At 68.4% G+C, this 25,091-nt stretch carries 26 protein-coding genes; 11 read left to right on the top strand and 15 right to left on the bottom strand.

Annotated features, from left to right (window positions below):
- Positions 1 to 9: 9 nt before the first annotated feature.
- Positions 10 to 1,344 (bottom strand): MFS transporter, encoded by a 1,335-nt coding sequence (locus AC1IQ6_RS05025; protein WP_209165694.1) that lies wholly within the window; start codon positions 1,342 to 1,344, stop codon positions 10 to 12.
- A gap of 222 nt (positions 1,345 to 1,566) precedes the next feature.
- Between AC1IQ6_RS05025 and cyoA the strand changes: the two genes are divergently transcribed.
- From cyoA to AC1IQ6_RS04990, 7 genes are all read left to right on the top strand, one after another.
- Entirely contained in the window at positions 1,567 to 2,610 is a 1,044-nt protein-coding gene (gene cyoA / locus AC1IQ6_RS05020; RefSeq protein ID WP_485865975.1) for a ubiquinol oxidase subunit II, read from the top strand.
- Positions 2,611 to 2,658: 48 nt separating this feature from the next.
- Complete coding sequence (gene cyoB, locus AC1IQ6_RS05015; protein ID WP_485865974.1) at positions 2,659 to 4,665, top strand: cytochrome o ubiquinol oxidase subunit I; 2,007 nt, start codon at positions 2,659 to 2,661, stop codon at positions 4,663 to 4,665.
- Positions 4,658 to 5,299, top strand: coding sequence for a cytochrome o ubiquinol oxidase subunit III (cyoC, locus tag AC1IQ6_RS05010; RefSeq protein WP_102773837.1), 642 nt, complete (start codon positions 4,658 to 4,660; stop codon positions 5,297 to 5,299). The genes cyoB and cyoC overlap by 8 nt, the downstream gene beginning before the upstream one ends.
- The gene (gene cyoD, locus AC1IQ6_RS05005; protein ID WP_102773838.1) at positions 5,296 to 5,697 is read left to right on the top strand and encodes a cytochrome o ubiquinol oxidase subunit IV; all 402 of its coding nucleotides are present in this window, start codon (positions 5,296 to 5,298) and stop codon (positions 5,695 to 5,697) included. Before cyoC ends, cyoD begins: the two co-directional genes overlap by 4 nt.
- The gene (locus tag AC1IQ6_RS05000; protein ID WP_485865973.1) at positions 5,697 to 6,473 is read left to right on the top strand and encodes an SURF1 family protein; all 777 of its coding nucleotides are present in this window, start codon (positions 5,697 to 5,699) and stop codon (positions 6,471 to 6,473) included. Before cyoD ends, AC1IQ6_RS05000 begins: the two co-directional genes overlap by 1 nt.
- A gap of 102 nt (positions 6,474 to 6,575) precedes the next feature.
- Positions 6,576 to 7,682 carry a porin gene (locus AC1IQ6_RS04995; protein WP_102773840.1) on the top strand — a complete coding sequence of 369 codons (1,107 nt, stop codon included), beginning with the start codon at positions 6,576 to 6,578 and terminating at the stop codon, positions 7,680 to 7,682.
- 119 nt (positions 7,683 to 7,801) lie between these two features.
- Positions 7,802 to 9,124 carry a ParB/Srx family N-terminal domain-containing protein gene (locus tag AC1IQ6_RS04990; protein ID WP_485865972.1) on the top strand — a complete coding sequence of 441 codons (1,323 nt, stop codon included), beginning with the start codon at positions 7,802 to 7,804 and terminating at the stop codon, positions 9,122 to 9,124.
- 96 nt (positions 9,125 to 9,220) lie between these two features.
- Here the strand turns inward: AC1IQ6_RS04990 and AC1IQ6_RS04985 are convergent, their stop codons facing one another.
- Both AC1IQ6_RS04985 and AC1IQ6_RS04980 read right to left on the bottom strand, forming a co-directional pair.
- Complete coding sequence (locus AC1IQ6_RS04985) at positions 9,221 to 9,850, bottom strand: DNA-3-methyladenine glycosylase I (RefSeq protein WP_485865971.1); 630 nt, start codon at positions 9,848 to 9,850, stop codon at positions 9,221 to 9,223.
- Between the two features lie 13 nt (positions 9,851 to 9,863).
- Positions 9,864 to 10,289 (bottom strand): lysozyme inhibitor LprI family protein, encoded by a 426-nt coding sequence (locus AC1IQ6_RS04980; RefSeq protein ID WP_102773843.1) that lies wholly within the window; start codon positions 10,287 to 10,289, stop codon positions 9,864 to 9,866.
- Between the two features lie 115 nt (positions 10,290 to 10,404).
- On the opposite strand from AC1IQ6_RS04980, the gene AC1IQ6_RS04975 reads away from it, so the two are divergent.
- On the top strand, positions 10,405 to 11,223 hold the full coding sequence (locus AC1IQ6_RS04975) for a metallophosphoesterase (protein WP_102773844.1): 819 nt from the start codon (positions 10,405 to 10,407) through the stop codon (positions 11,221 to 11,223).
- 36 nt (positions 11,224 to 11,259) lie between these two features.
- Here AC1IQ6_RS04975 and AC1IQ6_RS04970 read toward each other — a convergent pair whose 3' ends face one another.
- Positions 11,260 to 11,691 carry a YciI family protein gene (locus AC1IQ6_RS04970; protein WP_485865970.1) on the bottom strand — a complete coding sequence of 144 codons (432 nt, stop codon included), beginning with the start codon at positions 11,689 to 11,691 and terminating at the stop codon, positions 11,260 to 11,262.
- 109 nt (positions 11,692 to 11,800) lie between these two features.
- Positions 11,801 to 12,850 (bottom strand): NADP(H)-dependent aldo-keto reductase, encoded by a 1,050-nt coding sequence (locus AC1IQ6_RS04965; RefSeq protein ID WP_485865969.1) that lies wholly within the window; start codon positions 12,848 to 12,850, stop codon positions 11,801 to 11,803.
- 133 nt (positions 12,851 to 12,983) lie between these two features.
- Between AC1IQ6_RS04965 and AC1IQ6_RS04960 the strand changes: the two genes are divergently transcribed.
- Positions 12,984 to 13,760: a bestrophin-like domain gene (locus AC1IQ6_RS04960; protein ID WP_102773847.1), complete on the top strand. Its 777-nt coding sequence runs from the start codon at positions 12,984 to 12,986 to the stop codon at positions 13,758 to 13,760.
- Here the strand turns inward: AC1IQ6_RS04960 and AC1IQ6_RS04955 are convergent.
- The 3 genes from AC1IQ6_RS04955 to AC1IQ6_RS04945 all read right to left on the bottom strand — a co-directional run bounded on the left by AC1IQ6_RS04955 (position 13,732) and on the right by AC1IQ6_RS04945 (position 16,808).
- The gene (locus tag AC1IQ6_RS04955; RefSeq protein WP_102774156.1) at positions 13,732 to 14,727 is read right to left on the bottom strand and encodes a Dyp-type peroxidase; all 996 of its coding nucleotides are present in this window, start codon (positions 14,725 to 14,727) and stop codon (positions 13,732 to 13,734) included. The genes AC1IQ6_RS04960 and AC1IQ6_RS04955 overlap by 29 nt on opposite strands.
- Before the next feature lie 96 nt (positions 14,728 to 14,823).
- Complete coding sequence (locus tag AC1IQ6_RS04950) at positions 14,824 to 15,807, bottom strand: tripartite tricarboxylate transporter substrate binding protein (protein ID WP_168202172.1); 984 nt, start codon at positions 15,805 to 15,807, stop codon at positions 14,824 to 14,826.
- 14 nt (positions 15,808 to 15,821) lie between these two features.
- The gene (locus AC1IQ6_RS04945) at positions 15,822 to 16,808 is read right to left on the bottom strand and encodes an alpha/beta hydrolase family protein (RefSeq protein ID WP_485865968.1); all 987 of its coding nucleotides are present in this window, start codon (positions 16,806 to 16,808) and stop codon (positions 15,822 to 15,824) included.
- Between the two features lie 124 nt (positions 16,809 to 16,932).
- Between AC1IQ6_RS04945 and AC1IQ6_RS04940 the strand changes: the two genes are divergently transcribed.
- Positions 16,933 to 17,868, top strand: a complete 936-nt coding sequence (locus tag AC1IQ6_RS04940; protein ID WP_168202174.1) for a LysR family transcriptional regulator — start codon at positions 16,933 to 16,935, stop codon at positions 17,866 to 17,868.
- Here the strand turns inward: AC1IQ6_RS04940 and AC1IQ6_RS04935 are convergent.
- The 5 genes from AC1IQ6_RS04935 to AC1IQ6_RS04915 all read right to left on the bottom strand — a co-directional run bounded on the left by AC1IQ6_RS04935 (position 17,865) and on the right by AC1IQ6_RS04915 (position 21,427).
- Positions 17,865 to 18,647, bottom strand: coding sequence for an alpha/beta fold hydrolase (locus tag AC1IQ6_RS04935; protein ID WP_102773850.1), 783 nt, complete (start codon positions 18,645 to 18,647; stop codon positions 17,865 to 17,867). The genes AC1IQ6_RS04940 and AC1IQ6_RS04935 overlap by 4 nt on opposite strands.
- A gap of 61 nt (positions 18,648 to 18,708) precedes the next feature.
- Positions 18,709 to 19,005, bottom strand: coding sequence for a DUF1634 domain-containing protein (locus tag AC1IQ6_RS04930; protein WP_102774157.1), 297 nt, complete (start codon positions 19,003 to 19,005; stop codon positions 18,709 to 18,711).
- On the bottom strand, positions 19,002 to 19,865 hold the full coding sequence (locus AC1IQ6_RS04925) for a sulfite exporter TauE/SafE family protein (RefSeq protein ID WP_111825751.1): 864 nt from the start codon (positions 19,863 to 19,865) through the stop codon (positions 19,002 to 19,004). The genes AC1IQ6_RS04930 and AC1IQ6_RS04925 overlap by 4 nt, the downstream gene beginning before the upstream one ends.
- Positions 19,862 to 20,602 (bottom strand): GntR family transcriptional regulator, encoded by a 741-nt coding sequence (locus AC1IQ6_RS04920; RefSeq protein ID WP_102773851.1) that lies wholly within the window; start codon positions 20,600 to 20,602, stop codon positions 19,862 to 19,864. Before AC1IQ6_RS04920 ends, AC1IQ6_RS04925 begins: the two co-directional genes overlap by 4 nt.
- 60 nt (positions 20,603 to 20,662) lie before the next feature.
- Positions 20,663 to 21,427, bottom strand: a complete 765-nt coding sequence (locus tag AC1IQ6_RS04915; protein ID WP_102773852.1) for a class II aldolase/adducin family protein — start codon at positions 21,425 to 21,427, stop codon at positions 20,663 to 20,665.
- Positions 21,428 to 21,602: 175 nt separating this feature from the next.
- On the opposite strand from AC1IQ6_RS04915, the gene AC1IQ6_RS04910 reads away from it, so the two are divergent.
- Entirely contained in the window at positions 21,603 to 22,313 is a 711-nt protein-coding gene (locus AC1IQ6_RS04910; RefSeq protein ID WP_111825752.1) for a hypothetical protein, read from the top strand.
- A 4-nt stretch (positions 22,314 to 22,317) separates the two neighbouring features.
- Here the strand turns inward: AC1IQ6_RS04910 and AC1IQ6_RS04905 are convergent, their stop codons facing one another.
- Together AC1IQ6_RS04905 and AC1IQ6_RS04900 are read right to left on the bottom strand one after the other, a co-directional pair.
- Complete coding sequence (locus AC1IQ6_RS04905; protein ID WP_485865967.1) at positions 22,318 to 23,256, bottom strand: VOC family protein; 939 nt, start codon at positions 23,254 to 23,256, stop codon at positions 22,318 to 22,320.
- A 30-nt stretch (positions 23,257 to 23,286) separates the two neighbouring features.
- Positions 23,287 to 25,062 (bottom strand): FAD-dependent monooxygenase, encoded by a 1,776-nt coding sequence (locus AC1IQ6_RS04900; RefSeq protein ID WP_102773855.1) that lies wholly within the window; start codon positions 25,060 to 25,062, stop codon positions 23,287 to 23,289.
- Between the last annotated feature and the right edge of the window lie 29 nt (positions 25,063 to 25,091).

Below are 25,091 nucleotides of genomic sequence, written 5' to 3'. Positions count from 1 at the left end.
CGCCACATTTCAATCCCGAGTTTCCAGCACCCGGTTGATGCGCAGCGCCAGCAGCGTGCAGGCCGACCCCGACAGCAGATAGATGCTGACCGCCACCAGCCCGAAGCGCGCCGACAGCCCCAGGGCCACCAGCGGCGCGAAGGCCGCGCCGATCAGCCAGGCCATGTCGGAGGTCAGCGCCGCGCCGGTATAGCGGAAGCGCCGCGCGAAGTTGGCCGTGACCGTGCCCGAGGCCTGGCCATACGACAGCCCCAGCAGCGCGAAACCCACCAGGATGAAGGCGTCCTGCGCCTTCGGCCCGCCGCCCAGCAGCCACGGCGTGAACAGCGCGAACACCGCGATCAGCGCGGCCAGCAGGCCCAGCGTGGTGCGCCGGCCGATGCGGTCGGCCAGCCAGCCGGAGGCGATGGTGCCCAGGATCGCGAGCGCCGCGCCGGCGATCTGCACCACCAGCACGTCGGGAATCTGCTGCGTGGCGCTGACCGCGATCCATGACAGCGGAAACACCGTGACCAGGTGGAACAAGGCATAGCTGGCCAGCGCGGCGAACGCGCCGATGAACAGGTTGTAGCCCTGCTCGCGCACCATCTGGGCGGTGCTGATGGGTTCGAGCTCGCCCTCTTCGAGCAGCTGGGTGTATTCCTCGGTGACCACCAGGCGCAGCCGCGCGAACAGCGCCACCACGTTGATGGCGAAGGCCACGAAGAACGGATAGCGCCAGCCCCATTCGAGGAAGTCGGCCTGGGTCAGCGTGACCAGCAGGAACAGGAACAGCGCGCTGGCCACCATGAAGCCGACCGGCGCGCCGAGCTGGCCCAGCATCGAATACCAGCCGCGCCGGTGCGGCGGCGCGTTCAGCGCCAACAGCGACGGCAGCCCGTCCCACGAACCGCCCAGCGCCAGGCCCTGCAGGCATCGGAACACCGCCAGCAGCACGATGGCATGCCCGCCGATGGCGTTATAGCCCGGCAGAAACGCCATGCCCACCGTGGCCGTGCCCAGCAGGAACAGCGCGATGGTCAGTTTCGTTGCGCGGCCCCAACGCCGCTGCGCGGCCATCGACAGCGCGGTGCCGATGGGCCGCATGATGAACGCGAAGGAGAAGATGACGAAGGACCACAGCATGCCTTCGAGCGGCGCTTCGAACGGGAAGAAAACCTGCGGAAACACCAGCACGCAGGCGATGCCGAAGACGAAGAAATCGAAGTACTCGGAGGCGCGTCCCACCACCACGCCCACCGCGATTTCGCCTGGCGCCACCTTGGCGTGGCTGCCTGCGCCGGCGGGCGCGGCCGGCTGCGGAAACGGGGATGCGTGGCCCGGATATTGCGTGGTGCTCGCCATGTGACTGCTCGCTGAAAGGAGGTTTGGAATACGCCTTGTCTACGATCCTGCATCACACCCGGATGCGGCTTGCGCGCCGCGTTCAGCGCTGCTTCCATACCAGAATGCAGCCCTTTCCCGCATGCGCTTTCCGCATACTTTTGTTCTTTTTACCCTAGATTTTTCGCGCCTTCCAGCGTAGTGTTGCGTTTACTTCCCACGGTTACGTTTCGGGGTGTGGTCATGCCGTTCTTCCAAAGGCTGCGCGGATTGATCCTGGTTCCTGCCCTGCTATTGCTCGCCGGATGCAATGCAGTGCTGCTGTCGCCATCGGGCGACGTGGCCTTGCAGCAGCGCAACCTGATCCTGATCTCGACGGGCTTGATGCTGCTCATCATCGTCCCGGTCATCATCCTCACACTGCTGTTCGCGTGGCGCTACCGCGCCAGCAACCAGACCGCCCGCTACGACCCGGAATGGAACCACTCCACGGTGCTGGAGCTTCTGATCTGGGCCGCGCCGCTGCTCATCATCATCGCGCTGGGCGCGCTGACCTGGGTGAGCACGCACCAGCTCGACCCCTACCGTCCGCTGGCGCGCCTGTCCGAAGGCCGCGAAGTGCCGCCTGACACCAAGCCGCTGGTGGTCGAGGTCGTGGCGCTGGACTGGAAATGGCTGTTCGTCTATCCCGAGCAAGGCGTGGCGGCGGTCAACGAAATGGCCGCGCCGGTGGACCGCCCGATCCAGTTCAGGATCACCTCGTCGACGGTGATGAACTCCTTCTTCATCCCGGCGCTGGCCGGGCAGATCTACGCCATGCCGGGCATGCAGACGACGCTGCACGCCGTCATCAACCATCCCGGCGAATACGAAGGCCTGTCGGCCAACTACAGCGGCTCGGGATTCTCCGGCATGCGCTTCAAGTTCCACGGCGTGGACCAGCAGGGCTTCGACAAGTGGATTGCCGAGGCGCGCGCCGCCGGCGCCACGCTGAGCCGCGAGACCTATCTGCAGCTGGAGCAGCCCAGCGAACGCAATCCGGTGCAGCGCTACGCCTCGGTCGCGCCCGGCCTGTTCGAGGCCATCGTCAACCGCTGCGTGGAGCCCAACCGCATGTGCATGCGCGACGCGATGGCCATCGACGCGCAGGGCGGCATGGGCATACCGGGCGCGCTCAACGTCACGACCCTGGACCCGCAGACGCGGGAGCGCCTGGGGCTGACCGGCACGCCGCCGCGCAAGTACGTGGGCGCGATGTGCACGGCCACGCAGGGGCTGGTGCTGTAGCGCCGCGGCGCGGAATTCATGAACTCCGGTCTTTATGGTGGAATCGAGATGCCCGATCAAGCTGAGCTCACCAAACTGATCTTCGGTCGACTGACCTGGGAAGCCATTCCGTACCACGAGCCGATCCTGCTGGCCACCTTCATCGTGGTGGCCATCATCGGCATCGCGCTGCTGGGCGCAATCACGTACTACGGCAAGTGGGGCTATCTGTGGCGCGAGTGGTTCACCAGCATCGACCACAAGAAGATCGGCATCATGTACGTGATCCTGGGCATCGTGATGCTGCTGCGCGGCTTCGCCGACGCCATCATGATGCGCCTGCAGCAGGCGGTGGCCTTCGGCGACTCCGCCGGCTACCTGCCGCCCCACCACTACGACCAGATCTTCACCGCGCACGGCGTGATCATGATCTTCTTCGTGGCCATGCCGCTGGTCACGGGCCTGATGAACTACATCGTGCCGCTGCAGATCGGCGCGCGCGACGTGGCTTTCCCGTTTCTGAACAACTTCAGCTTCTGGATGACCACCGGCGGCGTGATCCTGGTGATGATGTCGCTGTTCGTGGGCGAATTCGCGCGCACCGGCTGGCTGGCCTACCCACCGCTTTCAGGTATCGCGCACAGTCCGGACGTGGGGGTCGACTACTACATATGGGCCTTGCAGATAGCGGGGGTGGGAACGCTGCTTTCAGGCGTCAACCTGCTGGTCACCATCGTCAAGATGCGCGCCCCCGGCATGAGCATGATGCGCATGCCCATCTTCACCTGGACCGCGCTGTGCACCAACGTGCTGATCGTGGCGGCCTTTCCGGTGCTGACCGCGGTGCTGGCCCTGTTGTCGATGGACCGCTACGTGGGCACCAACTTCTTCACCGCGGACTTCGGCGGCAACGCCATGATGTACGTGAACCTGATCTGGATCTGGGGCCACCCCGAGGTCTACATCCTGATCCTGCCGGCCTTCGGCATCTTTTCCGAAGTGGTCGCCACGTTCTGCCGCAAGCGCCTGTTCGGCTACGCCTCGATGGTGTACGCCACCGTCGTGATCACGGTGCTGTCCTACCTGGTGTGGCTGCACCACTTCTTCACCATGGGATCGGGAGCCAGCGTGAACTCGTTCTTCGGGATCACGACCATGATCATCTCGATCCCGACCGGCGCCAAGATCTTCAACTGGCTGTTCACCATGTACCGCGGCCGCATCCGCTTCGAGGTCCCGATGCTGTGGACGGTGGGCTTCATGGTCACCTTCGTGATAGGCGGCATGACCGGCGTGCTGCTGGCCGTGCCGCCGGCCGATTTCGCGCTGCACAACAGCCTGTTCCTGATCGCGCACTTCCACAACGTGATCATCGGCGGCGTGCTGTTCGGCCTGATGGCCGGCATCACCTACTGGTTCCCCAAGGCCTTCGGCTACAAGCTCGATCCGTTCTGGGGCAAGTGCTCGTTCTGGTTCTGGCTGGTGGGCTTTTACGTCGCCTTCATGCCGCTGTATGTGCTGGGCCTGATGGGCGTGACCCGCCGGGTCAACCACTTCGAGGACATGTCGCTGCAGATCTGGTTCCAGGTGGCGGCCTTCGGCGCGCTGCTGATCGCCTGCGGCATCGCCAGCTTCCTGATCCAGCTGGTGGTGAGCTACCGGCGCCGCGAATCGCTGCGCGACGACACCGGCGACCCCTGGGACGGGCGCACGCTGGAATGGTCCACCTCGTCCCCGCCGCCCAACTACAACTTCGCCTTCACCCCGCGCGTGCATGACCAGGACGCGTGGTGGCAGATGAAGCAGCACGGCTACGAGCGGCCGCGCCAGGGCTTCATTCCCATCCACATGCCGAAGAACACCTGGGCCGGCATCGTGCTGGCCGGCATCAGCGTGGTGATGGGCTTTGCGCTGATCTGGCACATGTGGCCGCTGACGGTGCTGTCGTTCGCGGCGCTGATCCTGGTATCCATCGTTCACACCTTCAACTACAAGCGCGACTACTACGTGCCGGCCGACGAGGTCGTGCGCACGGAGGATGCGCGCACGCAATTGCTGGCGAAAAACCATGTCTGATACCGTCGCTACCTCCCTGCCCGGCGGCGCCGCGCCGCCCGCGCAGCCCGTGTTCTACGTTCCGGTCGAACACCATCCCAAGAACGGCACGCTGCTGGGCTTCTGGGTCTACCTGATGAGCGACTGCCTCATCTTCGCCTGCCTGTTCGCCACCTACGGCGTGCTCGGCCGAAGCTATGCGGCGGGCCCCTCGGGCGCGGACCTGTTCGACCTGCCGCTGGTGGCGGTCAACACCTCGCTGCTGCTGCTGTCGTCCATCACCTACGGCTTCGCCATGCTGGAGATGCGGCGCAACCGCATCGGCGGCACGCAGCTGTGGCTGGCCGTCACCGGCATTCTCGGCCTGGGCTTCCTGTCGCTGGAACTCTACGAATTCGCGCACCTGATCCACCAGGGCGCGGGACCGCAGCGCAGCGCCTTCCTGTCGTCCTTCTTCACCCTGGTCGGCACCCACGGCCTGCACGTGACCTTCGGCATCGTGTGGCTGGTGACCATGATGATCCAGGTGCAGATGCACGGCCTGATCCCCGAAAACCGCCGGCGCCTGATGTGCCTGTCCATGTTCTGGCACTTCCTGGACCTGATCTGGGTGGGCGTCTTCACCTTTGTCTATCTCATGGGAGTGCTGCCATGACCGCGCATACGGACCACCTGGCCCATCCGGGCGGCGACCACGGGCACCATGACGACGACGACGGCGCCGCCCACGGCACGCTAAAAAGTTACGCCACCGGCTTCGTGCTGGCCGCCATCCTGACCGCCATTCCGTTCTGGCTGGTCATGGACCGGGTGTTCGAAGATTCGCGCACCACCGCGCTCATCATCCTGGGCTTCGCCGTGGTGCAGATCGTGGTGCACATCGTGTACTTCCTGCACATGGACACCAAGTCCGAAAGCGGCTGGAACATGTTGGCGTTAATATTCACGCTGGTGCTGGTCGTCATCACGCTCAGCGGATCCATCTGGATCATGTATCACCTGAACTCCAATATGATGCCCATGTCGACGCACGACATGCGCAAAATGCCCTGATGCCCGCAGTAACAGACTCTTCTTCCGGCGACACCCCCCGTAATCCGCGCAGCGCAACCACCCTGGTCATCCTGGGGCTGGTTGCCGCCGCCATTTTCGCGGGCCTGTGCGCGCTGGGCACCTGGCAGGTGCACCGCCTGGCCTGGAAACGCGCCCTGATCTCCCAGGTCGAATCGCGCGCCCACGCGCCCGCCGCGCCCGCCCCGGGCCGCGCCGAATGGCCCGCGCTGACTTCCGACAACGCCGAATACCGCCGCGTCTTTGCTTCCGGCACGTTCCAGTACGACCGCCAGACGCTGGTGCAGGCCGCCACCGAGCTGGGCAGCGGCTACTGGGTCATGACGCCGCTGCAGCTGGACGGCGGCGGCACCGTGCTGGTCAACCGCGGCTTCGTGCTGCCCGAATGGCGCAAGGCCCAGGCGGGCGCGGCGCAGCCGCCGGCGCAGGCCAGGGTCAGCGGCTTGCTGCGCATGGGCGAACCGGGCAGCGGCTTTCTGCGCAACAACGATCCCGCGGCCAATCTCTGGTATTCGCGCGACCTGCCCGCCATCACCGCCGCGCGCGGCCTGACCGACGTGGCGCCGTACTTCATCGACGCCGACGCCGCGGGCGGCGCGGCCGATGCCCGCAAGGCGCCGGTGGGCGGCCTGACGGTGCTGTCCTTCCCCAACAACCACCTCATGTACGCCATCACCTGGTACGCGCTGGCGGCCATGGTGCTGGTCGGGGTGTTCATCTTCGTGCGCGAAGAAAAGCGCGCGCGCCGCAAGGGCTGAACCCCGCGCCGCACCGCAATCACCACCGGGAACACCGTCGGGCGCCTGCGCCGCGTGGTGTTCCCTTTGTTTTTTCCAACCCCCAGACAGGAGTCCCCAAGGATGAAAAAGACGCTGCTCGCAGCCGCAATGCTCACTACTTTTGCAGGCCTCGCGCAGGCAGAAACGTCGGTAACTCTCTATGGTGTCATCGACACCGGCATCGGCTACAACAAGATCAAGGGCGATGGATACGACGGCAGCAAGCTCGGCATGATCAACGGCATCCAGGCCGGCTCGCGCTGGGGCCTGCGCGGCTCCGACGACCTGGGCGACGGGCTGCGCGCCGTGTTCACGCTTGAAAGCGGCTTCGATTCCGCCAACGGGCAGCGCGGGCAGTCCGGCCGCCTGTTCGGCCGCCAGGCCACCATCGGGCTGGCCAACGACGCCTGGGGCAAGCTGGAATTCGGCCGCCAAGCCACGGTCGGCTCGAACTACCTCGCCGACATCGACCCCTTCTACACCAGCTACACCCAATCCAACCTGGGCCTGGGCTTCAGCGCCGCCAACACCATGCGCTGGGACAACATGGTCATGTACCGCACGCCCTCGGTGAACGGCTTCGAGCTGGGCGTGGGCTATTCCTTCAACGTCGACGACACCGACGCCGGCCAGAGCGGCTTTCGCACCGCCGACAACGCGCGCGGCATCACCGCCGGCCTGCGCTACGTGCAGGGCCCGCTGAACGTCGCGCTGACCTACGACCAGCTCAACGGCTCGAACCGCGCCGCCATCGACCACGACGCCACCCCGCGCCAGTACGCGCTGGGCGTGTCCTACGACCTGCAGATCGTCAAGCTGGCGGCCGCCTACGGCCGCACCACCGACGGCTGGTTCGTGGGCCAGGACCTGCCCGCGGGCACCCCGTTCAGCGACGAGTTCGGCACCTACCGCTACGTCGACGGCTTCAAGGCCAACGCCTACATGCTGGGCGCCACCGTGCCCGTCGGCGCCACCGGCAGCCTGTTCGCCTCGTGGCAGCACGTCTCGCCCAACAACGACAGCCTGACCGGCGGCGACGCCAACATGAACGTCTGGAGCGTGGGCTACACCTACGACCTGTCCAAGCGCACCAACCTGTACGCCTATGCCTCCTACGGCAAGGACTATGCCTTCATCGACGGCCTGAAGAGCACGGCCGCCGGGGTGGGCGTGCGGCATACGTTCTAAGCGTCTCCGCGTCCCGACCGGTCGCGGCCGGGACGCGGCGCATGGGCGGTGCAATCTGCGCGCAACAAGCGTCGGCCATCATCGGCTACCTTTGAACGCACGGACCCGTAACCGCCACCATGCACTCGACCTTCCCGACTTCGCCGCCCCCCACTCTGCTGCGCCTGCTGGCCGCGGCCCTGCTGCCGCTGGCCCTGGCCGCCTGCAACGGCGGCGACGACGATGATGGCGACGCAGGCGGCGGCGAGCCTCCCGCGGTGATCGCACCGCTTCCCACCGAACCGGAGACGCCCGAACCCGAAACGCCTGCGCGCAACAGCGCCTACCTCGACACCAGGCCCGGCCAGGTGATCCAGGTGCGCATCGAAGAATTGCGCCCGACCCAGGCCGCCGTCGGCTACGACCAGATCTACTACAAGCTGGGCCGCTGGCAGGGCGACTTCGACCGTCCCACCTGGGCGGCCGATCCCACGCGCCAGCTCGACTACCTGAACCGCACCGTCGGCAAGAAGTTCGACGACTACTGCGAGGACATGGGCGGCGCCGAACGCGCCCGGGATTTCCAGAGCATCGCCGAGGCGCGCGCCGCCCGCCTCGACCAGCCCGACACCTACGCCTGCAAGGACGCCCCCGGCACGCATACCGCCAACCTCAAGACCGTGGTGGTGGGCTGGGACGGCAACCTCTACCTGACCGACGGCCACCATACCTTCTCCTCGCTGCGCGAGATCGCCGACGGCGGCCCCAAGCTGCCGGTGTGGGTCAAGGTGGACGCCAACTACAGCGACGTGCCCAACGCCGCGGCCTTCTGGCAGCGCATGATCGACGAGCGGCGCACCTGGCTGCGCGACGGCGCCAACCAGCCCATCACCGTCGACCAGCTGCCCACGCGCCTGGGACTGGCCAGCGCCGACGAAGCCGGCGGCATGCAGGAAGACCGCTACCGCTCGCTGGTGTACTTCACCCGCGACATCGCCTACCAGAACGGCGGCCTGCCTGAATTCGCGGAATTCCTGTGGGGCGACTGGCTGCGCCGCGAGGCCGCCGGCGGCCGTCTTCCGGGCCTGGACGCCTACCGCATGACCCCGCCCGCGGCTACGACGCAGATTCTTGCGCCCAGCACCCTGGGCAAGGACCTGGCGCCGGCCGGCGCCGGCGACAGCTACGCTGCCGCGGTGCGCGACGCCGCGCTGAAGATGAGCGCGCTGGCCGACACCGACATCGTGTACGGCGACCGCGACGCCGCCAGCCTGGGCCGCATCGCTCTGGTGCCCGACGCGGCCGGCGACTCGCCCACCAAGAAGGCGCGCGACACGCTGGAAGAGCTGACGCGCGACGACGTGAAGAAGGACGGCAGCCCACGCGGAGCGGGCAAGCTGTGGTTCGCGGTCAATTACCGCAGTTGCGGCCGGCCGGCGGCGGGAAGCTGCTGGGGGTGGTAGTTGTTGCTTGCTGTCTGATGGGTTGCGCGCGTCGAGCGGTCGATTTCTTTTATCGAGTCTCTCGCGCTGCACCCATTCTACGAGCCGCAACCGCCATCACCCCGGCCGCTTGAACCCGGCCCGGGCGCGCTCGACCTCACCGCGGCACGCGCAGCCGTGCAGATGGTCGTTGACCATGCCCACCGCCTGCATGAAGGCGTACATGGTGGTCGGCCCGACGAAGGTCCAGCCGCGCTGCTTCAGCGCGCGCGACAAGGCCTTGGACGCGGCCGAGCTGGGATTGTTGTTCCAGTAGTCCAGGTCCACCGTGGCCGGGCGCTCGCGCGGCGGCGGTTCGTGGCGCCACAGCCAGCCCGCCAGCGTGCCGGTTTCGTCGGCCAGGTCGCGCGCGCGGCGCGCATTGTTGATGGCCGACACGATCTTGCTACGGTTGCGCACGATGCCCGGATTGCCCATCAGCCGCTCCACGTCGCGTTCGGTATAGCGCGCCACGCGCTCGAAATCGAAGTCGTCGAACGCTTCGCGGAACGCCTCGCGCTTGCGCAGGATGGTGATCCAGGCCATGCCGGCCTGGAAGCCTTCCAGGCAGATTTTCTCGTACAGCCGGCGATCGTCGGCCACCGGGTGGCCCCATTCGCGGTCGTGGTAGTCCGGCATGGACGGCTGCCAGAAGCAGCGCGCCACGCCGGCGGCGTCCGTGATCAGGCCCGATGCCTTGTCGTCCATGCCCTGGCCGCCGTCACGGTCTGCCCGGCACCGGGCAGGTCAGGTCGCCCTCTTCGCATTCGAGGTAGGCGCGCAGTTCCTTGGTGCGGGCCTGGGTCAGCTTGTCCAGGCAGGCGCTCTGCGCCATCGGGTAGGCGCTGCTGCCCGAGGTGCCGCCCGCCGCGAACGCGCATTCGGCGTCGCGGAAAGACAGCCAGGCGCGCTGCGCGGCATGGAACTGGGTGGCGGCGGTCTTGTCGTCCTTCAGGCGCGCGTTGATTTCCTTGTAGGCGGCGTTCAGGTCCGCATCGGACTTGCGGTAGGCCTGGTCGGCGCACATGCTCATGTCGGTTTGCGTGGCCGCCTTGCTGCAGTCGAGCGGGCGCGACTGCGGCTGCGGCTGCGCATGGGCGCCGGCCGCCAGCGCCAGAATGGCCGCCGCCGTGATCGCGATACGCATGGGGTTTCTCCTGTTGGTTCTATGCGGTCGGGGCGCGCGTGCGCGCGTCCCGGCTCATAGGAGAAAGTGTCTCATGGAACGACAGGCCCCGCCGCACTCGCCTAAGATTACGGGTATGAAAATCCAACTGCTGTCCGACCTGCACCTGGAAACCGACCCCGACTTCGTGGAACGGCCCGCGCCCGGCGCCGAACTGCTGGTGCTGGCCGGGGATATCGGCTCGTACCAGCGCGGCTCCCGACTGGAGCGCGACGACTTCGGGCTGGGCAGTTATTCGCCGCGCAACGGCTGGCCCACGCCGGTGGTGTACGTGCCGGGCAACCACGAATACGACAACCTGGATTTCGACGAGACCCACGAACGCCTGCGCGGCCTGTGCCGGGAACTGGACATCCACTGGCTGGAGCGCGAGACGCTGGTGATCGGCGGCATGCGCCTGGTCGGCACCACGCTCTGGAGCGATTTCGACGCGCTGGCCAGCGACGCCGACACCCTGGGCGCGGCGCTGAAAAAGCGCGCCAAGGCATTCCGGGCCGCCGACTTCTACCTGGAAAAAGCGGCCATGCGCCGCCACGGCGAGCCCTTCCTGGCCGAGCAGATGCGCGAGCAGGGGCTGCTCTGCCAGCAGTGGCTGGAAGCCGCGCTGCGCGTACCGTTCGACGGCCCGACGGTGGCCATCACCCATTTCGCGCCCACCCTGGCCAGCGCCGATCCGCGCTACGGCATCACCCCCGGCACCGCGGGGTTCTGCAACGCGCTCGACCGCCTGCTGCCGCTGGCCGACTACTGGCTGCACGGCCACCTGCACTGTCCGCAGGACTACGTCAAGGACGGCTGCCGCGTGATCGCCAACCCGCTGGGCTACGCGCGCAAGGGCGAACAGCAGGGTTTCGAGCCGGCGCGCGTGTGGGACCTGGGCGCGCCCGCCGGCTGACAATCCGCGCCGGCGCCGCGCTCATGCTGCGCCGCATCAGGGCGCGGGCTTGCCCGCCATCTGTTCGCGCAGCCGCTCCTCCTGCTCGCGCAGCTCGGGGGTGAACGCTGCACCGAAATCGTCCGCCTCGAAAATCTGGCGGATTTCTATCTCGGAGTCGCCGGGCATCGGGTTGGGGCAGCGCTTGACCCAGGCGATCGCCTCGTCCAGGGACGCGCACTGCCAGATCCAGAAACCCGCGACCAGCTCCTTGGTCTCGGCGAACGGCCCGTCGATCACGCGCCGGCCGCTGCCCGAAAACGCCACGCGCGCGCCCTTCGAGCTGGGATGCAGGCCTTCGCCGGCCAGCATCACCCCCGCCTTCACCAGTTCCTCGTTGTACCGGCCCATGTCCGCCAGCAGCTGCTCGCCGGGCATGAGCCCCGCCTCGCTGTCGGCCGTCGCCTTCACTAGCACCATGAATCGCATATCCGTCTCCTTGGGTGTTTGTCGGAACATTCTCGCTCCAACAGGACGACGAACGACAGGGCGCCGGATCGACAACGGCCTTCAAACAAAATGTATCGGCGAACGGCGCTCAGGGCGCCGGGTTGGGCTGGCGCGCGTGGATGCGCTCGATCTCCTCCAGCACCTCGGCCGGCAGCGCCACGTCCACGCTGTCGATGTTTTCCTTCAGCTGTTCCAGCGTGGTGGCCCCGATCAGGTTGCTGGTGACGAAGGGACGCTGGTTGACCCAGGCCAGGGCCAGGTGGGTCGGCGGGATGCCGTGCGCGCGCGCCAGCTCCACGTACGCCCGGGTGGCGGCCTCGGCCTGCGGGTTGCTGTAGCGGGTGAAGCGCGTATAGAGCGTCAGGCGGGCGCCGGCCGGGCGCGCGCCGTCCAGATACTTGCCGCACAGCATGCCCATCGCCAGCGGCGAATAGGCCAGCAGCCCCACGTCTTCGCGGTGGGCGAATTCGGACAGCCCGCTCTCGAAGACCCGGTTCAGCAGGCTGTACGGGTTCTGGATGGAGGCGATGCGCGGCAGGTCCCGGTTCTCCGCATGGCGCAGGAACTGCGCCACGCCCCACGGGGTCTCGTTGGAGACGCCGACGTGGCGCACCTTGCCGGCGCGCACGAAGTCCTGCAGCACTTCCAGCGTTTCTTCGATGGGCACGGTGTGCTCGTCCTGCACCCAGGGATAGGCCAGCTTGCCGAAGGTGGCCGTGCTGCGGTCCGGCCAATGCAGCTGGTACAGGTCCAGGTAGTCGGTCTGCAGGCGCTTGAGGCTGGCGTCCAGCGCTTCGGTCAGGTTCTTGCGGTCCAGGAAGGTCTTGCCGTCGCGGATGTGGCCCGGGCGCTTGGCGTCGCGCACGGGGCCGGCCACCTTGCTGGCCAGCACGATCTCGTGGCGGCGCTTGCTGCGCGCCAGCCAGGTGCCGATATAGGTCTCGGTCAGGCCCTGCGTTTCCGGCTTGGGCGGCACCGGGTACATCTCGGCGGTGTCGACCAGATTGACGCCGCGCTCCAGGGCGTAGTCCAGCTGCTCATGGGCCTGGGCTTCGGTGTTCTGCTCGCCCCAGGTCATGGTGCCCAGGCCGATCAGGCTGACGTCCAGGCCGGTGCGGCCGAGTTTGCGGTATTTCAAATTCTGCTCCGTTCGGGGTCGCTTACAGGAAAGACGAACCTTACTCCCGGGCGGCCCGCGGGTAAATCGCTCTTGCCCGCGGCGTCCGAATCGGCATACGCTTGATGCCCCACCGACAGCCAAGAACAACGACGTGCTCCAGCAAATCGATGAGGTCTACATCTTTTTCATTTGCGTGGCCGTCTTCCTGACGGTCATCGAGCTGGGATATCGCCTGGGGCGCAAGCTGCGCCGCGCTTCCGACGAGTCGGCCAAGGCCCATATCGGCGCGCTGCAGACCGCCCTGCTGGGCCTGCTGGCGCTGCTGCTGGGCTTTACCTTCGCAATGTCGGTCACCCGCTTCGAGACGCGCAAGAACCTGGTGCCCGAAGAGGCCAACGCCATCGGCAACGCCTACTGGCGCTCGCAGCTGCTGCCGCCCGCGGCGCGCGAGCCGATCGCGGCGCTGCTGCGGGAATACGCCGACACCGCGCTGGAGTTCCACGACGCCGACAACGACAGCGCACGGCTGGCGCTGGCCGGCGCCGCCTCGCGGCGCATCGAACGCCAGATCCGCTCCACCGCGGCCGGCGTGCTGGAATCGCCGCCGTCCATGGCTTCGGTCCTGTTCATCCAGGCCATCAACGACATGGCGCAGGTCAACGAAAAACGCCGCGTCGCGCTGGAGAACCACGTTCCCGAGCCGGTGTTCTACCTGCTCTTCATCGTGACCACCGGCGCGATGGCGTTCATCGCCTATGGAACCGGCCTGCAGAAACGCAGGCGGCTCATCTCGACCGGCCTGTTCGCCACCTTGATATCGCTGGTCCTGACCTTCATCCTGGACATAGATCAGCCGGCCTCCGGTCTCATTCAGGTCAACCAGGACAGCATGCTGCGGATCAAGGCGACGCTGGAGCAGGAGCGCTAGGAGCGGCGGCCTCGCTCGCGGCCGGGGCGCGCTCGGCCAGCGCTTCCAGCAGGTCGGCCGACGGCACGAAGAACAGCCCGCCCGTGACCGCGTGGCTGAAATCCAGCAGGCGGTCGTAGTTGCCGACGGGCCGTCCGACGAACATGTTCTCAAGCATCTGCTCGATGGGCGCCGGCGAGCGCGCGTAGCCGATGAAGTAGGTGCCGAACTCGCCCGAGCCGGCCCGGCCGAAAGGCATGTTGTCGCGCAGGATCTTCACTTCCTGGCCGTTCTCTTCGAGGGTGGTCAGGGAACTGTGCGACGAAGACGGCTTGATGTCGTCGTCCAGCTCCACGTTGGACAGCTTGTGGCGGCCGATGATGCCTTCCTGGTTTTCCACCGTCAGGGCGTTCCAGCCGTCCATGTCGTGCAGGTATTTCTGCACCAGCACATAGCTGCCGCCGGCGAACTCCGGGTCCTCGTCGCCGATCACCGTGAAGTCCACGGCCTCGCGTCCTTGCGGATTCTCGGTGCCGTCGACGAAGCCGATGATGGCGCGCCGGTCGAAATAGCGGAAACCGTGGACTTCGTCGACGACCGTCACGGCATCGCCCAGGTCGTTGAGCAGCAGGGTCGCGAGCTCGAAGCACAGGTCCATGGAATCGGCGCGGATGTGCAGCAGCAGGTCGCCGGGGGTCGCGACGGCGACGCGTCCGGGCGGCCCGAATTCGCGGAACGGATGCAGGGCCGCCGGGCGCGGCGCGCCGAAGACGCGGTCCCAGACGGCGGAGCCGAACGCACAAACACAGGAGAGGTTTTGTTGCGGCGCGCGGGTCGCCACGGTGCGCACGCGGGCGGCGACGTCTTCGCACCAGCCCCGCAGCGTTTCGGCGGAGCCGGCGCCCTCGTTCAGGGTGGCGACCAGGAAGATCGCGTGGCGGGTGGCCGGGTCGTGGACGGCTTGGGGAAGAGGCGGAATTTCGGGCATGGGATCGGGCACCTGGTAAACGGACATGGCCCGGAAACGCCGGGCCAGTCCGATTCTAAGCACGGATCGCGGCGCTGTGAACCGCGCCGCCGCCCTTTACGAGCCCGGATTGAAGCGGGTGCGGCCGATATCGCTCTTGAGCTTGTCGGTCTGGCCGGCGATGAAGGCGGAGAACTGCGCCAGGGTCTGGGGCGGCGCGACCTCCACGCCCATCTTGCGGTAGCCCTCGATCACTTCCGGCGATTGCAGGATGGCCTGGATCTCCTGGTGCAGGCGCTGGCGCACCGGCTCCGGCGTGCCCTTGGGCGCGAACACGCCGGTCCAGATGTCGTAGTCGATGCCTTCCAGGCCCGCGGTTTCCGAGGCCGACGGAATGTTCTTGTCGCCCACGTCCCGGTTCCTGCTCATCACGGCCAGCGCCTTCATCTTGTGGTTGGCGATGTGGGGCAGCATGGCCGGCAGCCCCAGCAGGGCCAGGTCGATCTGCCCGCCCATGAGGTCGATGCTGGCCTGCCCCGCGCCCTTGTACGGCACGGCCACGATATCGGTTCCCGTGTCGGACTTGAGCGCCTCCATCGCCAGATGATAGAGCGAGCCCGTGCCCGGAATGCCGTAGGACAGGCTGCCGGGCTTCTGCCTGGCCAGCGCCAGCGCGCCCGCCAGGTCCGAGACCGGCAGGTCGGGCCGGGCCACCAGCACCAGGCCGCTGGTGCCGACCATGGAGATCGCGTCGAAATCCGCGGCCTGGTATTGCGCCTGCGGCGTGACCAGCGGCGCCAGCGACACGTTGGAGGTGATGCCGATCAGCAGCGTATAGCCGTCGGGATTGGCCTTGGCCACGCGGTTGGCGCCCAGCATGCCGCTCGCCCCGGCCACGTTCTCCACCACCACCGGCTGCTGCAGGCGGCGCGACAGTTCCTCGCCCAGCACGCGCCCGATCGGATCGAGCGAGCCGCCCGGCGCGTAAGGGATGATCATGCGGATCGGACGGTCGGGATAGGCGGCTTCGGCGTGCGCGGCGGCGGCGCCGGCCAGCAGGGCGGCCGCGGCCATCAGCCTGGCGATTGCGGAAATTTTCATGGTGGGTCTCCTGTTCATATGGAATCGTTGTTGGTGTCCTGGATCCACGCGTCCAGCATGGCGGCGAGTTCGGCGTTGTTGCGGTCCATCATCGGCAGGTGCGAATTGCCGGCGATGCCCAGGGCCGGCAGGTCCATCCGGGTGACGCTGCCGCCGGCCCGCGCCAGGCCGTCGAGCCAGGCGTCGGTCTGCTCGCGGTAGCGCCGCCACAGCGGGCTGCGGTCGAAGTAGTCGCCCCACAGCACGCATACCGGCACCGCCGCCATGCGCGCGAACGCCGCGGCGTCGGCCTGCACGCCGCCGGCCGGCTCCACCAGCACCAGCGCCTTGATGCGGTCCGGCACGGCCTGCAGCACGCTTTGCGCGAGCCGCCCGCCCTCGCTGTGGGCGATCACCACGCCCGGCCCGGCGCGGCCCAGCAGCTCGGCATACGCGGAGATGGCGCGCTCGCGGTTGCTCACCCAGCGGCCGACGAACTGGCGCGCCAGCTGCGGCATGCAATCGGCCGGAAACTGCTGGCCCGGATAGCCCTGCGCCGCGCCGGGTTCGCCGATGCGGAACAGATCCCAGGCCTGCTCGATGCTGCGGTGCTCGGCCTGCCCGCCGGCCACGAGCTCCGGCGCCGGCCAGGAAGCGCGCCCGCGCTCGACCGCGTCGCTGACGTAGGTGTCGTAGCCCGCGCGCATGAAGTAGTCGTGCCAGCCGGGGCGGCCGTCCGGCGTCTGCTCCCAGGTGCAGCCGGTCATGCCGCCGCCGTGCCAGAGGAACACCGGATAGGGATGGGCCGGCCGCGCCAGCGCGAAATGCTGCACGTACAGCTGGCCGACCGCGTGGCGGCCGTTGGGGTCGGAGGCGCGCGCCTCCAGGCCGGGCACGGATTGCAGCGTCCTCGCGGGCGCGTCGCTCAGTTCGACGATCGACCCGCCGACATGGAAGCCGCGTATCGACTTGAGCGGCGGCAGTTCGGCCCCGGACTGCGGGGCCAGGCTTGCTTGGGACATGGGGATTTCTTCCGGGCAACAACGTATCGGACCGCAGTTTGCCGCCGCGTCCCCTATCCGTAAAATATCTTTACCCTATACCGCCATATTTCTGAATTATGGCCTTCCTCCACCCTGCCGCCCCATGCACAACGCCCGCCAGCTCGACATCCCCCGCCTGATCGCCTTTATCGCGGTCTGCGAAGAAGGCAGCATCTCGGCCGCCTCGCGCCGGCTGCACATCGCGCAGCCGGCCCTGACCGTGACCATGGCGAAGCTGGAGGCGGCGCTGGACGCGCAACTGCTGGAACGCGACATACGCGGGGTCGCGCCCACGCCGGCCGGCGTCGAGCTGCTGGCGCGCGCCTACGACATCGTGGGCCGCACGCAGGCCGCGTTCGAGGACATCCGCGGCAGCGCCCAGGAACCGCAGGGCGAAGTCTCCATCGGGCTGCCGGCTTCCGCGGCGGCGGTGCTGGCCCTGCCGCTGATCGCGCGGCTGTCGCAGGACTATCCGCGCATCCGGCTGCGGGTGGTGGACGGGTTCTCGGGCTATCTCTGGAGCTGGCTGCTGGCCGGCGAGCTGGACCTGGCGCTGGTGTTCGACCGGCCTTCCACGTCCGGCGTGCACAGCGAGCCCATCGCGCACGAGGACATGCACCTGGTGGGCGTGCCGCAGCGCCTGAAGGCCGGCAAGACCGTGTCCGTGGCGGCGCTGGCGGACTATCCGCTGGCCATCTCGTCGCGCCGCCACGGCATCCGCGCCGCGCTCGACGACTACGCGCTGCGCCACGGAACCGCGCTCAACGTGGGCATAGAAATCGACGCCGGCGCCTATTTGATCCAGCTGCTCAGGACCGGCGCCTGGTTCAGCCTGCTGGCGCCCTGCGCCGTGGCCCGCGAGGTGCGCGAAGGCGCGCTGGCCACACGCCGGCTGTCGCCCACCTTCACCCGCTCAATCTGCCTGGCGCAGCGCCGCAGCGTGCTGGGCGACGCCGCCGCGCGCAGCGTGGCCGGCACGCTGCGGCAGGTGGTGCGCGGCCTGATCGACGACCGGACCTGGGACGCGCGGCCGGCCTAGGCCTTCAGCCACTGGCCGACCAGGTCCAGCACGATGCGGCTCTGTTCGCGGTGCGGCACGTGGCCGCAGTTCTCCAGCAGCACGCTGCGCCCGCCGGTCAGTTCCGCGATGCGCTCGGGATGCCGGCGCGAGCCGTATTCGTCCAGCTCGCCATGCAGCGCCAGCACCGGGCAGCGAACCTGGCGCAGGCGCGCGTCGAGATTCCAGTCGGCGAACGCCGGCGACAGCCAGGTATCGACCCAGGCGCGCAGCACCCAGGCGGCCTTTTCGCCGTGGTACTTCTTCAGGCGGTCCAGCTGGCCGGGTTCGGCGAAGTTGCGGCTGGCGGCGCTGATGCCGGACAGCGTGAGGTCTTCGGCGAAGGTCTGCGCCGACTCGGTGATCAGGGCCCGGCAATCGGCGGCGTACTCGCCCGCGCTGCAGATCGCCATGCCGCCGCCCACGCTGTGGCCGAAGGCCACGAACGGCCCGATGCCCAGCGCCTCGCGCAGCAGGCGGAAACCGTCGCGCGCCTCGGCCTCGACGAAGCCGGGGTCGAAGACGGCGTCGTTCGGGTCCGAGCGGCCGAAGCCGAGCCGGTCGTAGGCGATGACGCTGCGCCCGGTCTCCTGCGCCAGCTGTTCGGGAAAGTCGCGCCACAGCTCCACGCAGCCCAGCGAGTCGTGCATCAGCACGATGGGCGCGCCGGCGTCCTGCGCGCCGGCCGGGTCCCAGCGCCGCGCAAACAGGCGGCCCTGGCTGGTGGGCACGTAGACATCCTGGGGGGTGATGGAATGCATGTATCCGTCCTGGAAGGAAAAAGGCGCCCGGGGATTATAGGAAAACCGGCCGCGCCGGCCTTCAGCGCAGGCCGAACAGCACGCCGGCCGCGATGATGAGCAGCACCAGCGCGGAGATCGCGCTGTAGGCGTAATCGCGCTCGCGCAGGAAGATCGCCAGCATCAGCGCCACCCGCGCCACCGGCAGCAGGATGAAGAGCGCCACGCCGGCCTGCACCAGCCGGTAGCCGCCGGCCGGCAGCAGCAGGTCCAGCGCCATGCCGATGGCGATGCAGGCCGAGGCCGCCCAGGTGCCGTACCAGAGCAGCGCCGCGATGCGGCGGTCGCGCCGCGCCTGAAGGTCCGTCGCAGCGCTCATGCCGCGCCTCCCGGAAAAGACACGCCCAACGCGCTCAGCAGCATCTGCACCGCCAGCAGCGCCAGCACGATGACGAAGAACAGGCGCAGCTTGTCCGCCGGCAGCCCGAGCAGCACGCGCGCGCCCGCCAGCGCGCCGGCCACCGAGCCCAGCGCCACCGGGCCGGCGATGCCGATGTCGATGTCCCCGCGCACGAAATACGCGCCCGCGCTGGCCGCGGCGGTCACCCCTATCATGAAGTTCGACGTGGCCGAGGACACCTTGATGGGCAGCCGCAGCGCGGCGTCCATCGCCGGAATCTTGAGCACGCCCGAGCCGATGCCCAGCAGCGCCGAGACCAGCCCGGCCGCGTACATCAGCGACAGCCCCAGCGGCACGCGGCCGACCTGGTAATGCACCTCGCGGCCCAGCGCCCTGTCGGGGAAGCTGGAATGCAGGCGCAGCGCGGTGGCCCAGCTCGCGGCCCCGGGCGCGGCGACCGCGGCGACCTCGCGGCGGCGCGCCAGCATCTGCTGCGCCGACAGCGCCAGGATGACGGCGAACAGGCCGTACAGGAACGCCGTGGGCACGATGCCGATCAGGAACACGCCGGTCAGCGCGCCCAGCGTGGTCGCGGTTTCGAGCACGATGGCCAGCCGCACGTTGGTCAGCCTTCCCTTCAGAAACGGCGCGGCGCTGCCGCAGGAACAGGCGATCACCGAGACGATGCTGGCGCCGATGGCCACGTGGATGTCCACGCCGAACAGCAGCGTCAGGATGGGCACGATGAAAATGCCGCTGGCCATGCCCAGCACGCCGCCCAGCGCGCTGGCGCCGAAGGCCGCGGCGAACAGCCAGAGGATCTGCGCGCTGTCCGTCATGGCCGGCGGGGCGCGCGCGCCAGGCGGGTGGAGAACCGGATCAGGTCGCCGCGGTAATAGAGTTTTTCGTAGTCGACGGGCCGCTGGCCCTCGGTGTAGGACGTGCGCTCGATCAGGAAGATCGGGCTGCCGGGCGGCACGCCCAGCGCCTGCGCCACGTGCGCGTCGGCGGTGACAGCTTCGAGCTGGTACTGCGCCTCGATCAGCGGTAGCGCGTAGCGCAGCTCCAGCAGGTCGAAAATCGGCTCGGCTTCCAGGTCGTTGCTGGCCACCTGCTCGCCGATCTCCAGCGGCAGATAGGTTTCGTCGAACGACATGGCCACGCCGTCGGCCAGGCGCACGCGCTCGATGCGGTAGACCTGCGTGCCCTGCGCCACGCCGAGCTGGCGGGCGACGGCCTCGGAGGCCGGCACCGGCCGCTTGTCCAGCAGGCGCGCGGTGGCGTGGCGGCCCAGCGCCGCCATGTCCTCCACGAAGCCGCTCAGCCCCGTCAGCGGCTGGGTCAGCTTGGGTTCGGCCACGAACGTGCCCCTGCCCCGCCGGATCTCGACCAGCCCGCGGGCCACCAGGTGTTCGATCGCCTTGCGCACCGTGGTGCGGCTGACGCCGAAGCGGGCGATCAGGCCGTCTTCGGGTGGAAGCTGGCTGCCGGGCGGCAGGCCGCCGGCCGCGATTTCCGCGGCCAGCGCGTTCTCGACCCGGGCGTAGAGCGGGGCGTAGTCGGTTTCATTGGGCATGCCGGCATCATAACATCAAGACATCATGATGTCGTGATGTCGTAATGACGTCCCGCCGCCCTACTCCGCGTAGCCGGGGTTGCGGCGGTCCAGCCGGCGCAGCAGCCCGGGCCAGGCCAGCGCCGCCTTGTGGGCGCGGTCGGCCGGCGATTCGACCGCGGCGCGCGCCAGCACCTCGGGCGGAATGTGGGTCAGTTCGCCGCCGCCGGCCTGGGCCCGCACCTGGACCATGCAGGCCGCTTCCAGGCGGTGCATGGCCTGAAACGCCTCCGCCATGCTCTGCCCCACGGTCAGCAGGCCGTGGTTGCGCAGGATGAGGTAGTTGTTGCTGCCCAGATCGCGCACCAGGCGCGGCTGCTCGTCCGGGTTGAGCGCCAGGCCCTCGTAATCGTGATAGCTGAGCGAGCGCAGCACGATGAAGGCGAACTGCGACAGCGGCAGCAGCCCTTCTTTCTGCGCCGAGACCGCCACGCCGTTGATCGAGTGCGTGTGCAGCACGCACATCGCGTCCTTGCGGGCCGCGTGGATACAGCTGTGGATGGTGAAGCCGGCGGGATTGATGTCGTACTCCGACTCCATCACCTTGCGGCCGTGCAGGTCGATCTTGACCAGGCTGGACGCCGTGATCTCGTCGAACATCATGCCGTAGGGATTGATGAGAAAGTGCTCGGTGCCGGGCACCTTGGCGGTGATGTGCGTGAAGATCAGGTCGTCCCAGCCGAACAGCGCCACCAGCCGGTACAGCGCCGCCAGATCCTTGCGCACCTGCCATTCCGCCTCGCCGACGCGCTCGCGCACGCTGTTTGTCTTGCCTACCGTATCCATGCCGTCTCCTGATCTGTGCTGTGAAATGCCGCCCGCGGCAACCGCGCCCGGGCCTGCCCAGCACTGTATTCGGTTTGCGCGCAAACGGCGCGTCCGGCGTCCGCCGGCCGGTCATCGCCGCCGCCGCGGCCAGGCAATGCTATGGTTGGCCGCTGCCACCTCCCCATCGCTCCCCATGAACCGCGCCCCCGACTCCCTCGCCGTCCATTACCTGAGCGGCGCAGCCATGCGCAGCCGCGGCGTGGCCGCCGCGGCGCTGACGGCCACGCTGGACGTGCCGCCCGCGCCGGCGCGGGCGGCGGCGGACTGGGAGCGCGAGATCGCGACGCGGCTGTGCCTGGAGCCCGGCGACGTCGAGCAGATGCCGCTGGCCCGCACGCGGGCGCGCTGGCCCGGCTTCGGGCTGTGCCTGGATGCGATGCGCGGCTGGACCGCCGCGCTGGGACTGGCGGCGGCGCTGGACGAGGCCGACATGGCGCTGATGGCGTGCCGCGGCGCGCGCTTTCATCACGACGCCGGGCAGTACGGCGACGCGGTCTTCTGCAATCTGTTCCTGAGCGAGGACAAGGGGCTGGACGTGGTCTTTCCGGGCAGCGGCCAGCGGATCGCGCTGGCGCGCGGCACGGCCATGATTTTCGACACCGCGCAGCCGCACGCCGTGGTGCCGCGCGGCCGCGACCGGTTCCGCGAGTCGGACTTCGCCGGCGGCGCGGACCTGTCGCAGCTGTTCCTGACCTGGGAGCTGCCGGTCGAGGCGCCCGGCGTCGCGCAGGCGCTGGGCATTGTTTTCGACGTCGATGCGCCGCAGGACGAGGAACAGGTGCGCCGGGGCGGCGCGCGCGTGGAAGTCGACCCGGCATCGGGGCGCTGGCGCGCCCCGGCCTGAACGCTTACTGCCTTTCCGTGTTCTGCACGAAGTAGGCCGGCATTTCCGGCCCCCACATGTAGAGCGCGTCTTCCGGCGGGTAGTCGCCCGCGGGCCAGTCGAAACCGGCCGGCACGTAGTCGATGTGGGCCGAGTACTCCCAGAACGAGCCCCAGGGATCGCGCACGTAATAGAAGTAGTTCGAGCCCAGCGTATGGCGGGCCACGCCCCAGCCTTCCTTGTAGCCCGCGTCGCGCATCTGCTCGGCGCCGCAGCCCACGTCCTCCAGGCCGGGCACGTCCCAGGCGCTGTGGTGCCAGCCGCGGGCCGCGTCCTTGACGAAGGCGACCAGGTGATGGTCCGAGCCGTGGCGCGCGTGCATGAAGGCCACGATGTCGCGCGAGCGGTCGGACAGGTACAGCCCCAGCGCGTCGCTGTAGAAGCGCAGCGAGCGCTCCATGTCGGTGGTGAACATCAGCACGTGCGACAGGCGCGCCGGCCGCGCGCGCGACCGCTTGCCGCGCCCGGCCGAGCCGCGCTGGCCCGGCGCCACCTGCACGCTGGCATTGCGGCTCTTGGTGTCCGGGCTGGTCTTGGGGCCGGGCTTGAGCTGCAGCAGGTTGCCGTCCGGGTCCAGGAACCAGAATCCCCCGGACTCGCCATGCGCGCCGGGCGCGGCGGGACGCGCGCCGGCGGCCAGCGCCTGCTCGCGGATGGCGTCGAACTCGTCCTCATAGCAGTTCAGGCTCAGATAGGCCAGCTGCTTGGGGCCGCCGCCGACGATGCGCGACCAGCAATGGTCGTCGCCCGCGCAGCGCAGCTCCAGCGCGCCGCCGGCGTGCGCGACCTCCAGGCCGAAGGCGCGCAGGAAGCGTTCGGCCTGCTCCAGGTCGGGGACCTGGAGCGCGAAATGATCGATCGAGTGCACGCCGTAGCGGGCTGAGTCAGGCTTGTTGAACGACATTCTTGTCTCCTCGGGACCGACTGGTTTCGATTATGCGAGCGCCGGCTGCGGGACGGAAGCCCGGTCCACGACGCGCGCGAACACCTCCAGCAATTGCGCGCGGGCGGCTTCGGCCGTGGGCGCGGAATCGGCGCGCCAGGCGACGTGGCGGTCCGGGCGGACCAGCACGCAACCCGACTCGGAGACTTCGCGCAGGCGCGCCCAGGCGCCGTAGACGTCGGCCACTTCGCAGCCGGCGCCGATGGTGTGGACCGCGAGGTCCAGCCCCAGGGTTTGCCGGACCGCCTCGGCGGCTTCGCGCCACACGGCGTCGGAACGGCCCAGCAGCAGGGTGAAGCGGCCATGGCCGACCAGGTCCAGGGTGGAGACGCGGCGCCGGTCCAGCTCGACCCATGCATGCGGCAACGAGGCGCCGGGGAAGGTGGTGGGCTGGTGGTACAGCTCGGCGTCGCGCTCGAAGGGCTTGCGCTTGCTGCCGTCGGCCACCACCGCGGACGAGGCGTAGACCTGACCCAGTTCGACGCCGTGGCAATTGAACTGGTAGTTCTGCAATTCCACCGCCGCATCCAGCTGGGCGCGGCGTTCGCGCCCGCGCGGCGTGTCGCCGAACAGTTCGTCGATATTGGCCCAGCCCTCTTGCGCGCTCTGGCCGGGAATGAAGCCCAGCGCGTCGGCGATGGCCTTCATGTCCTGCACCGATTTCATGGCGCGGTCGACCACGCCGCGCGCCACCGGCTGGCGTTCCTGGGAATAGGTTTCCAGCAGTTGCGGGCCGGCCTGGCCCTTGAGCACCATCGCCAGTTTCCAGGCCAGGTTGAAGCCGTCCTGGATCGAGGTATTGGTGCCCAGCCCGTTGGCCGGCGGATGGCGATGCGCCGCGTCGCCGGCCAGGAACACCCGGCCCTTGCTCATCTGGCGCGCGGCGATATGGTTGATCTGCCACTTGTTGGCCGACTTGACCCTGACCTGGATGTCGGGCACGCCGATCACGCTGCGGGCATGGGCGATGATGGCCGCTTCGCTCAGGTCCGGCTCGCCCTTTTCCTTGTCGTACATGTAGAGCATGATCCATTCGTTCCACGGCTTGACGCAGACGAAGGTGCCGCTGCCGAACCAGTAGGTGTTGCCGGGTTCGGTCATCCAGTACAGCACGCCGGGGCGGTGCTGCACGTAGGGCGTGAGGTCCACCTCCAGCCAGCAGCTGACCGCCGCGCCCAGGCCCATCTGGCCGTCGAACTCGAAGCCCAGCTGCCGGGCCACGATGCTGTTGCCGCCGTCGGCGCCCACCGCGTATTGCGCGATGACGCGGATTTCCTCGCCGCTGAGCTTGTCGACCAGGTGCGCCACGACTTCGTCGCCCTGCTGCGCGATCGAGGTCAGTTCGGTGTTGAACAGGAAATGCGCGCCATGCTCGCGCGCCGCGCCCAGGATGATGGGCTCCAGGATGTGCTGCGGGATGTTGCACATCTCGCAGGGGCTCGCTTTTTCGTAGTCCGCCTTGCGCTCCCCGCCCGTGCCCCAGGTCTGCAGGCGGGCCAGTTCCTTGCCGGCGAAACTGGTGGCCCAGACGTTGTTCGACATCTGGAAGTTGGGCGTGGCCTGGGCGCGCACGCGGTCCTCGATGCCGAGGTCGCGCATCACTTCGATGGTGCGCTGGTTGGTGATGTGCGCGCGCGGCGAATTGGCGGTGCCGGGATAGCGCGTGACCGTCAGCGTTTCAATGCCGTACTTGGCCAGCAGCGCCGTCACGCTCAGGCCCGCCGGACCTGCGCCCACGACCAGCACGGGGGTTCTGAGTTCTTTCATTGGAATGTCTCCGTCCTTTTTTCGTCGGC

The sequence above is a fragment of the Achromobacter sp. MUI-25009338 genome (genome assembly GCF_057359325.1).
The sequence above is the reverse complement of the archived record's forward strand: the minus strand, read 5'-3'. Positions and strand labels throughout refer to the sequence as shown.

Bases quoted from the DNA above. Each gene is read 5' to 3' on its own strand.
- AC1IQ6_RS05025 (WP_209165694.1), bottom strand. From the start codon at position 1,344: ATGGCGAGCACCACGCAATATCCGGGCCACGCATCCCCGTTTCCGCAG.
- cyoA (WP_485865975.1), top strand. From the start codon at position 1,567: ATGCCGTTCTTCCAAAGGCTGCGCGGATTGATCCTGGTTCCTGCCCTG.
- cyoB (WP_485865974.1), top strand. From the start codon at position 2,659: ATGCCCGATCAAGCTGAGCTCACCAAACTGATCTTCGGTCGACTGACC.
- cyoC (WP_102773837.1), top strand. From the start codon at position 4,658: ATGTCTGATACCGTCGCTACCTCCCTGCCCGGCGGCGCCGCGCCGCCC.
- cyoD (WP_102773838.1), top strand. From the start codon at position 5,296: ATGACCGCGCATACGGACCACCTGGCCCATCCGGGCGGCGACCACGGG.
- AC1IQ6_RS05000 (WP_485865973.1), top strand. From the start codon at position 5,697: ATGCCCGCAGTAACAGACTCTTCTTCCGGCGACACCCCCCGTAATCCG.
- AC1IQ6_RS04995 (WP_102773840.1), top strand. From the start codon at position 6,576: ATGAAAAAGACGCTGCTCGCAGCCGCAATGCTCACTACTTTTGCAGGC.
- AC1IQ6_RS04990 (WP_485865972.1), top strand. From the start codon at position 7,802: ATGCACTCGACCTTCCCGACTTCGCCGCCCCCCACTCTGCTGCGCCTG.
- AC1IQ6_RS04985 (WP_485865971.1), bottom strand. From the start codon at position 9,850: ATGGACGACAAGGCATCGGGCCTGATCACGGACGCCGCCGGCGTGGCG.
- AC1IQ6_RS04980 (WP_102773843.1), bottom strand. From the start codon at position 10,289: ATGCGTATCGCGATCACGGCGGCGGCCATTCTGGCGCTGGCGGCCGGC.
- AC1IQ6_RS04975 (WP_102773844.1), top strand. From the start codon at position 10,405: ATGAAAATCCAACTGCTGTCCGACCTGCACCTGGAAACCGACCCCGAC.
- AC1IQ6_RS04970 (WP_485865970.1), bottom strand. From the start codon at position 11,691: ATGCGATTCATGGTGCTAGTGAAGGCGACGGCCGACAGCGAGGCGGGG.
- AC1IQ6_RS04955 (WP_102774156.1), bottom strand. From the start codon at position 14,727: ATGCCCGAAATTCCGCCTCTTCCCCAAGCCGTCCACGACCCGGCCACC.
- AC1IQ6_RS04950 (WP_168202172.1), bottom strand. From the start codon at position 15,807: ATGAAAATTTCCGCAATCGCCAGGCTGATGGCCGCGGCCGCCCTGCTG.
- AC1IQ6_RS04945 (WP_485865968.1), bottom strand. From the start codon at position 16,808: ATGTCCCAAGCAAGCCTGGCCCCGCAGTCCGGGGCCGAACTGCCGCCG.
- AC1IQ6_RS04940 (WP_168202174.1), top strand. From the start codon at position 16,933: ATGCACAACGCCCGCCAGCTCGACATCCCCCGCCTGATCGCCTTTATC.
- AC1IQ6_RS04935 (WP_102773850.1), bottom strand. From the start codon at position 18,647: ATGCATTCCATCACCCCCCAGGATGTCTACGTGCCCACCAGCCAGGGC.
- AC1IQ6_RS04930 (WP_102774157.1), bottom strand. From the start codon at position 19,005: ATGAGCGCTGCGACGGACCTTCAGGCGCGGCGCGACCGCCGCATCGCG.
- AC1IQ6_RS04925 (WP_111825751.1), bottom strand. From the start codon at position 19,865: ATGACGGACAGCGCGCAGATCCTCTGGCTGTTCGCCGCGGCCTTCGGC.
- AC1IQ6_RS04920 (WP_102773851.1), bottom strand. From the start codon at position 20,602: ATGCCCAATGAAACCGACTACGCCCCGCTCTACGCCCGGGTCGAGAAC.
- AC1IQ6_RS04915 (WP_102773852.1), bottom strand. From the start codon at position 21,427: ATGGATACGGTAGGCAAGACAAACAGCGTGCGCGAGCGCGTCGGCGAG.
- AC1IQ6_RS04910 (WP_111825752.1), top strand. From the start codon at position 21,603: ATGAACCGCGCCCCCGACTCCCTCGCCGTCCATTACCTGAGCGGCGCA.
- AC1IQ6_RS04905 (WP_485865967.1), bottom strand. From the start codon at position 23,256: ATGTCGTTCAACAAGCCTGACTCAGCCCGCTACGGCGTGCACTCGATC.
- AC1IQ6_RS04900 (WP_102773855.1), bottom strand. From the start codon at position 25,062: ATGAAAGAACTCAGAACCCCCGTGCTGGTCGTGGGCGCAGGTCCGGCG.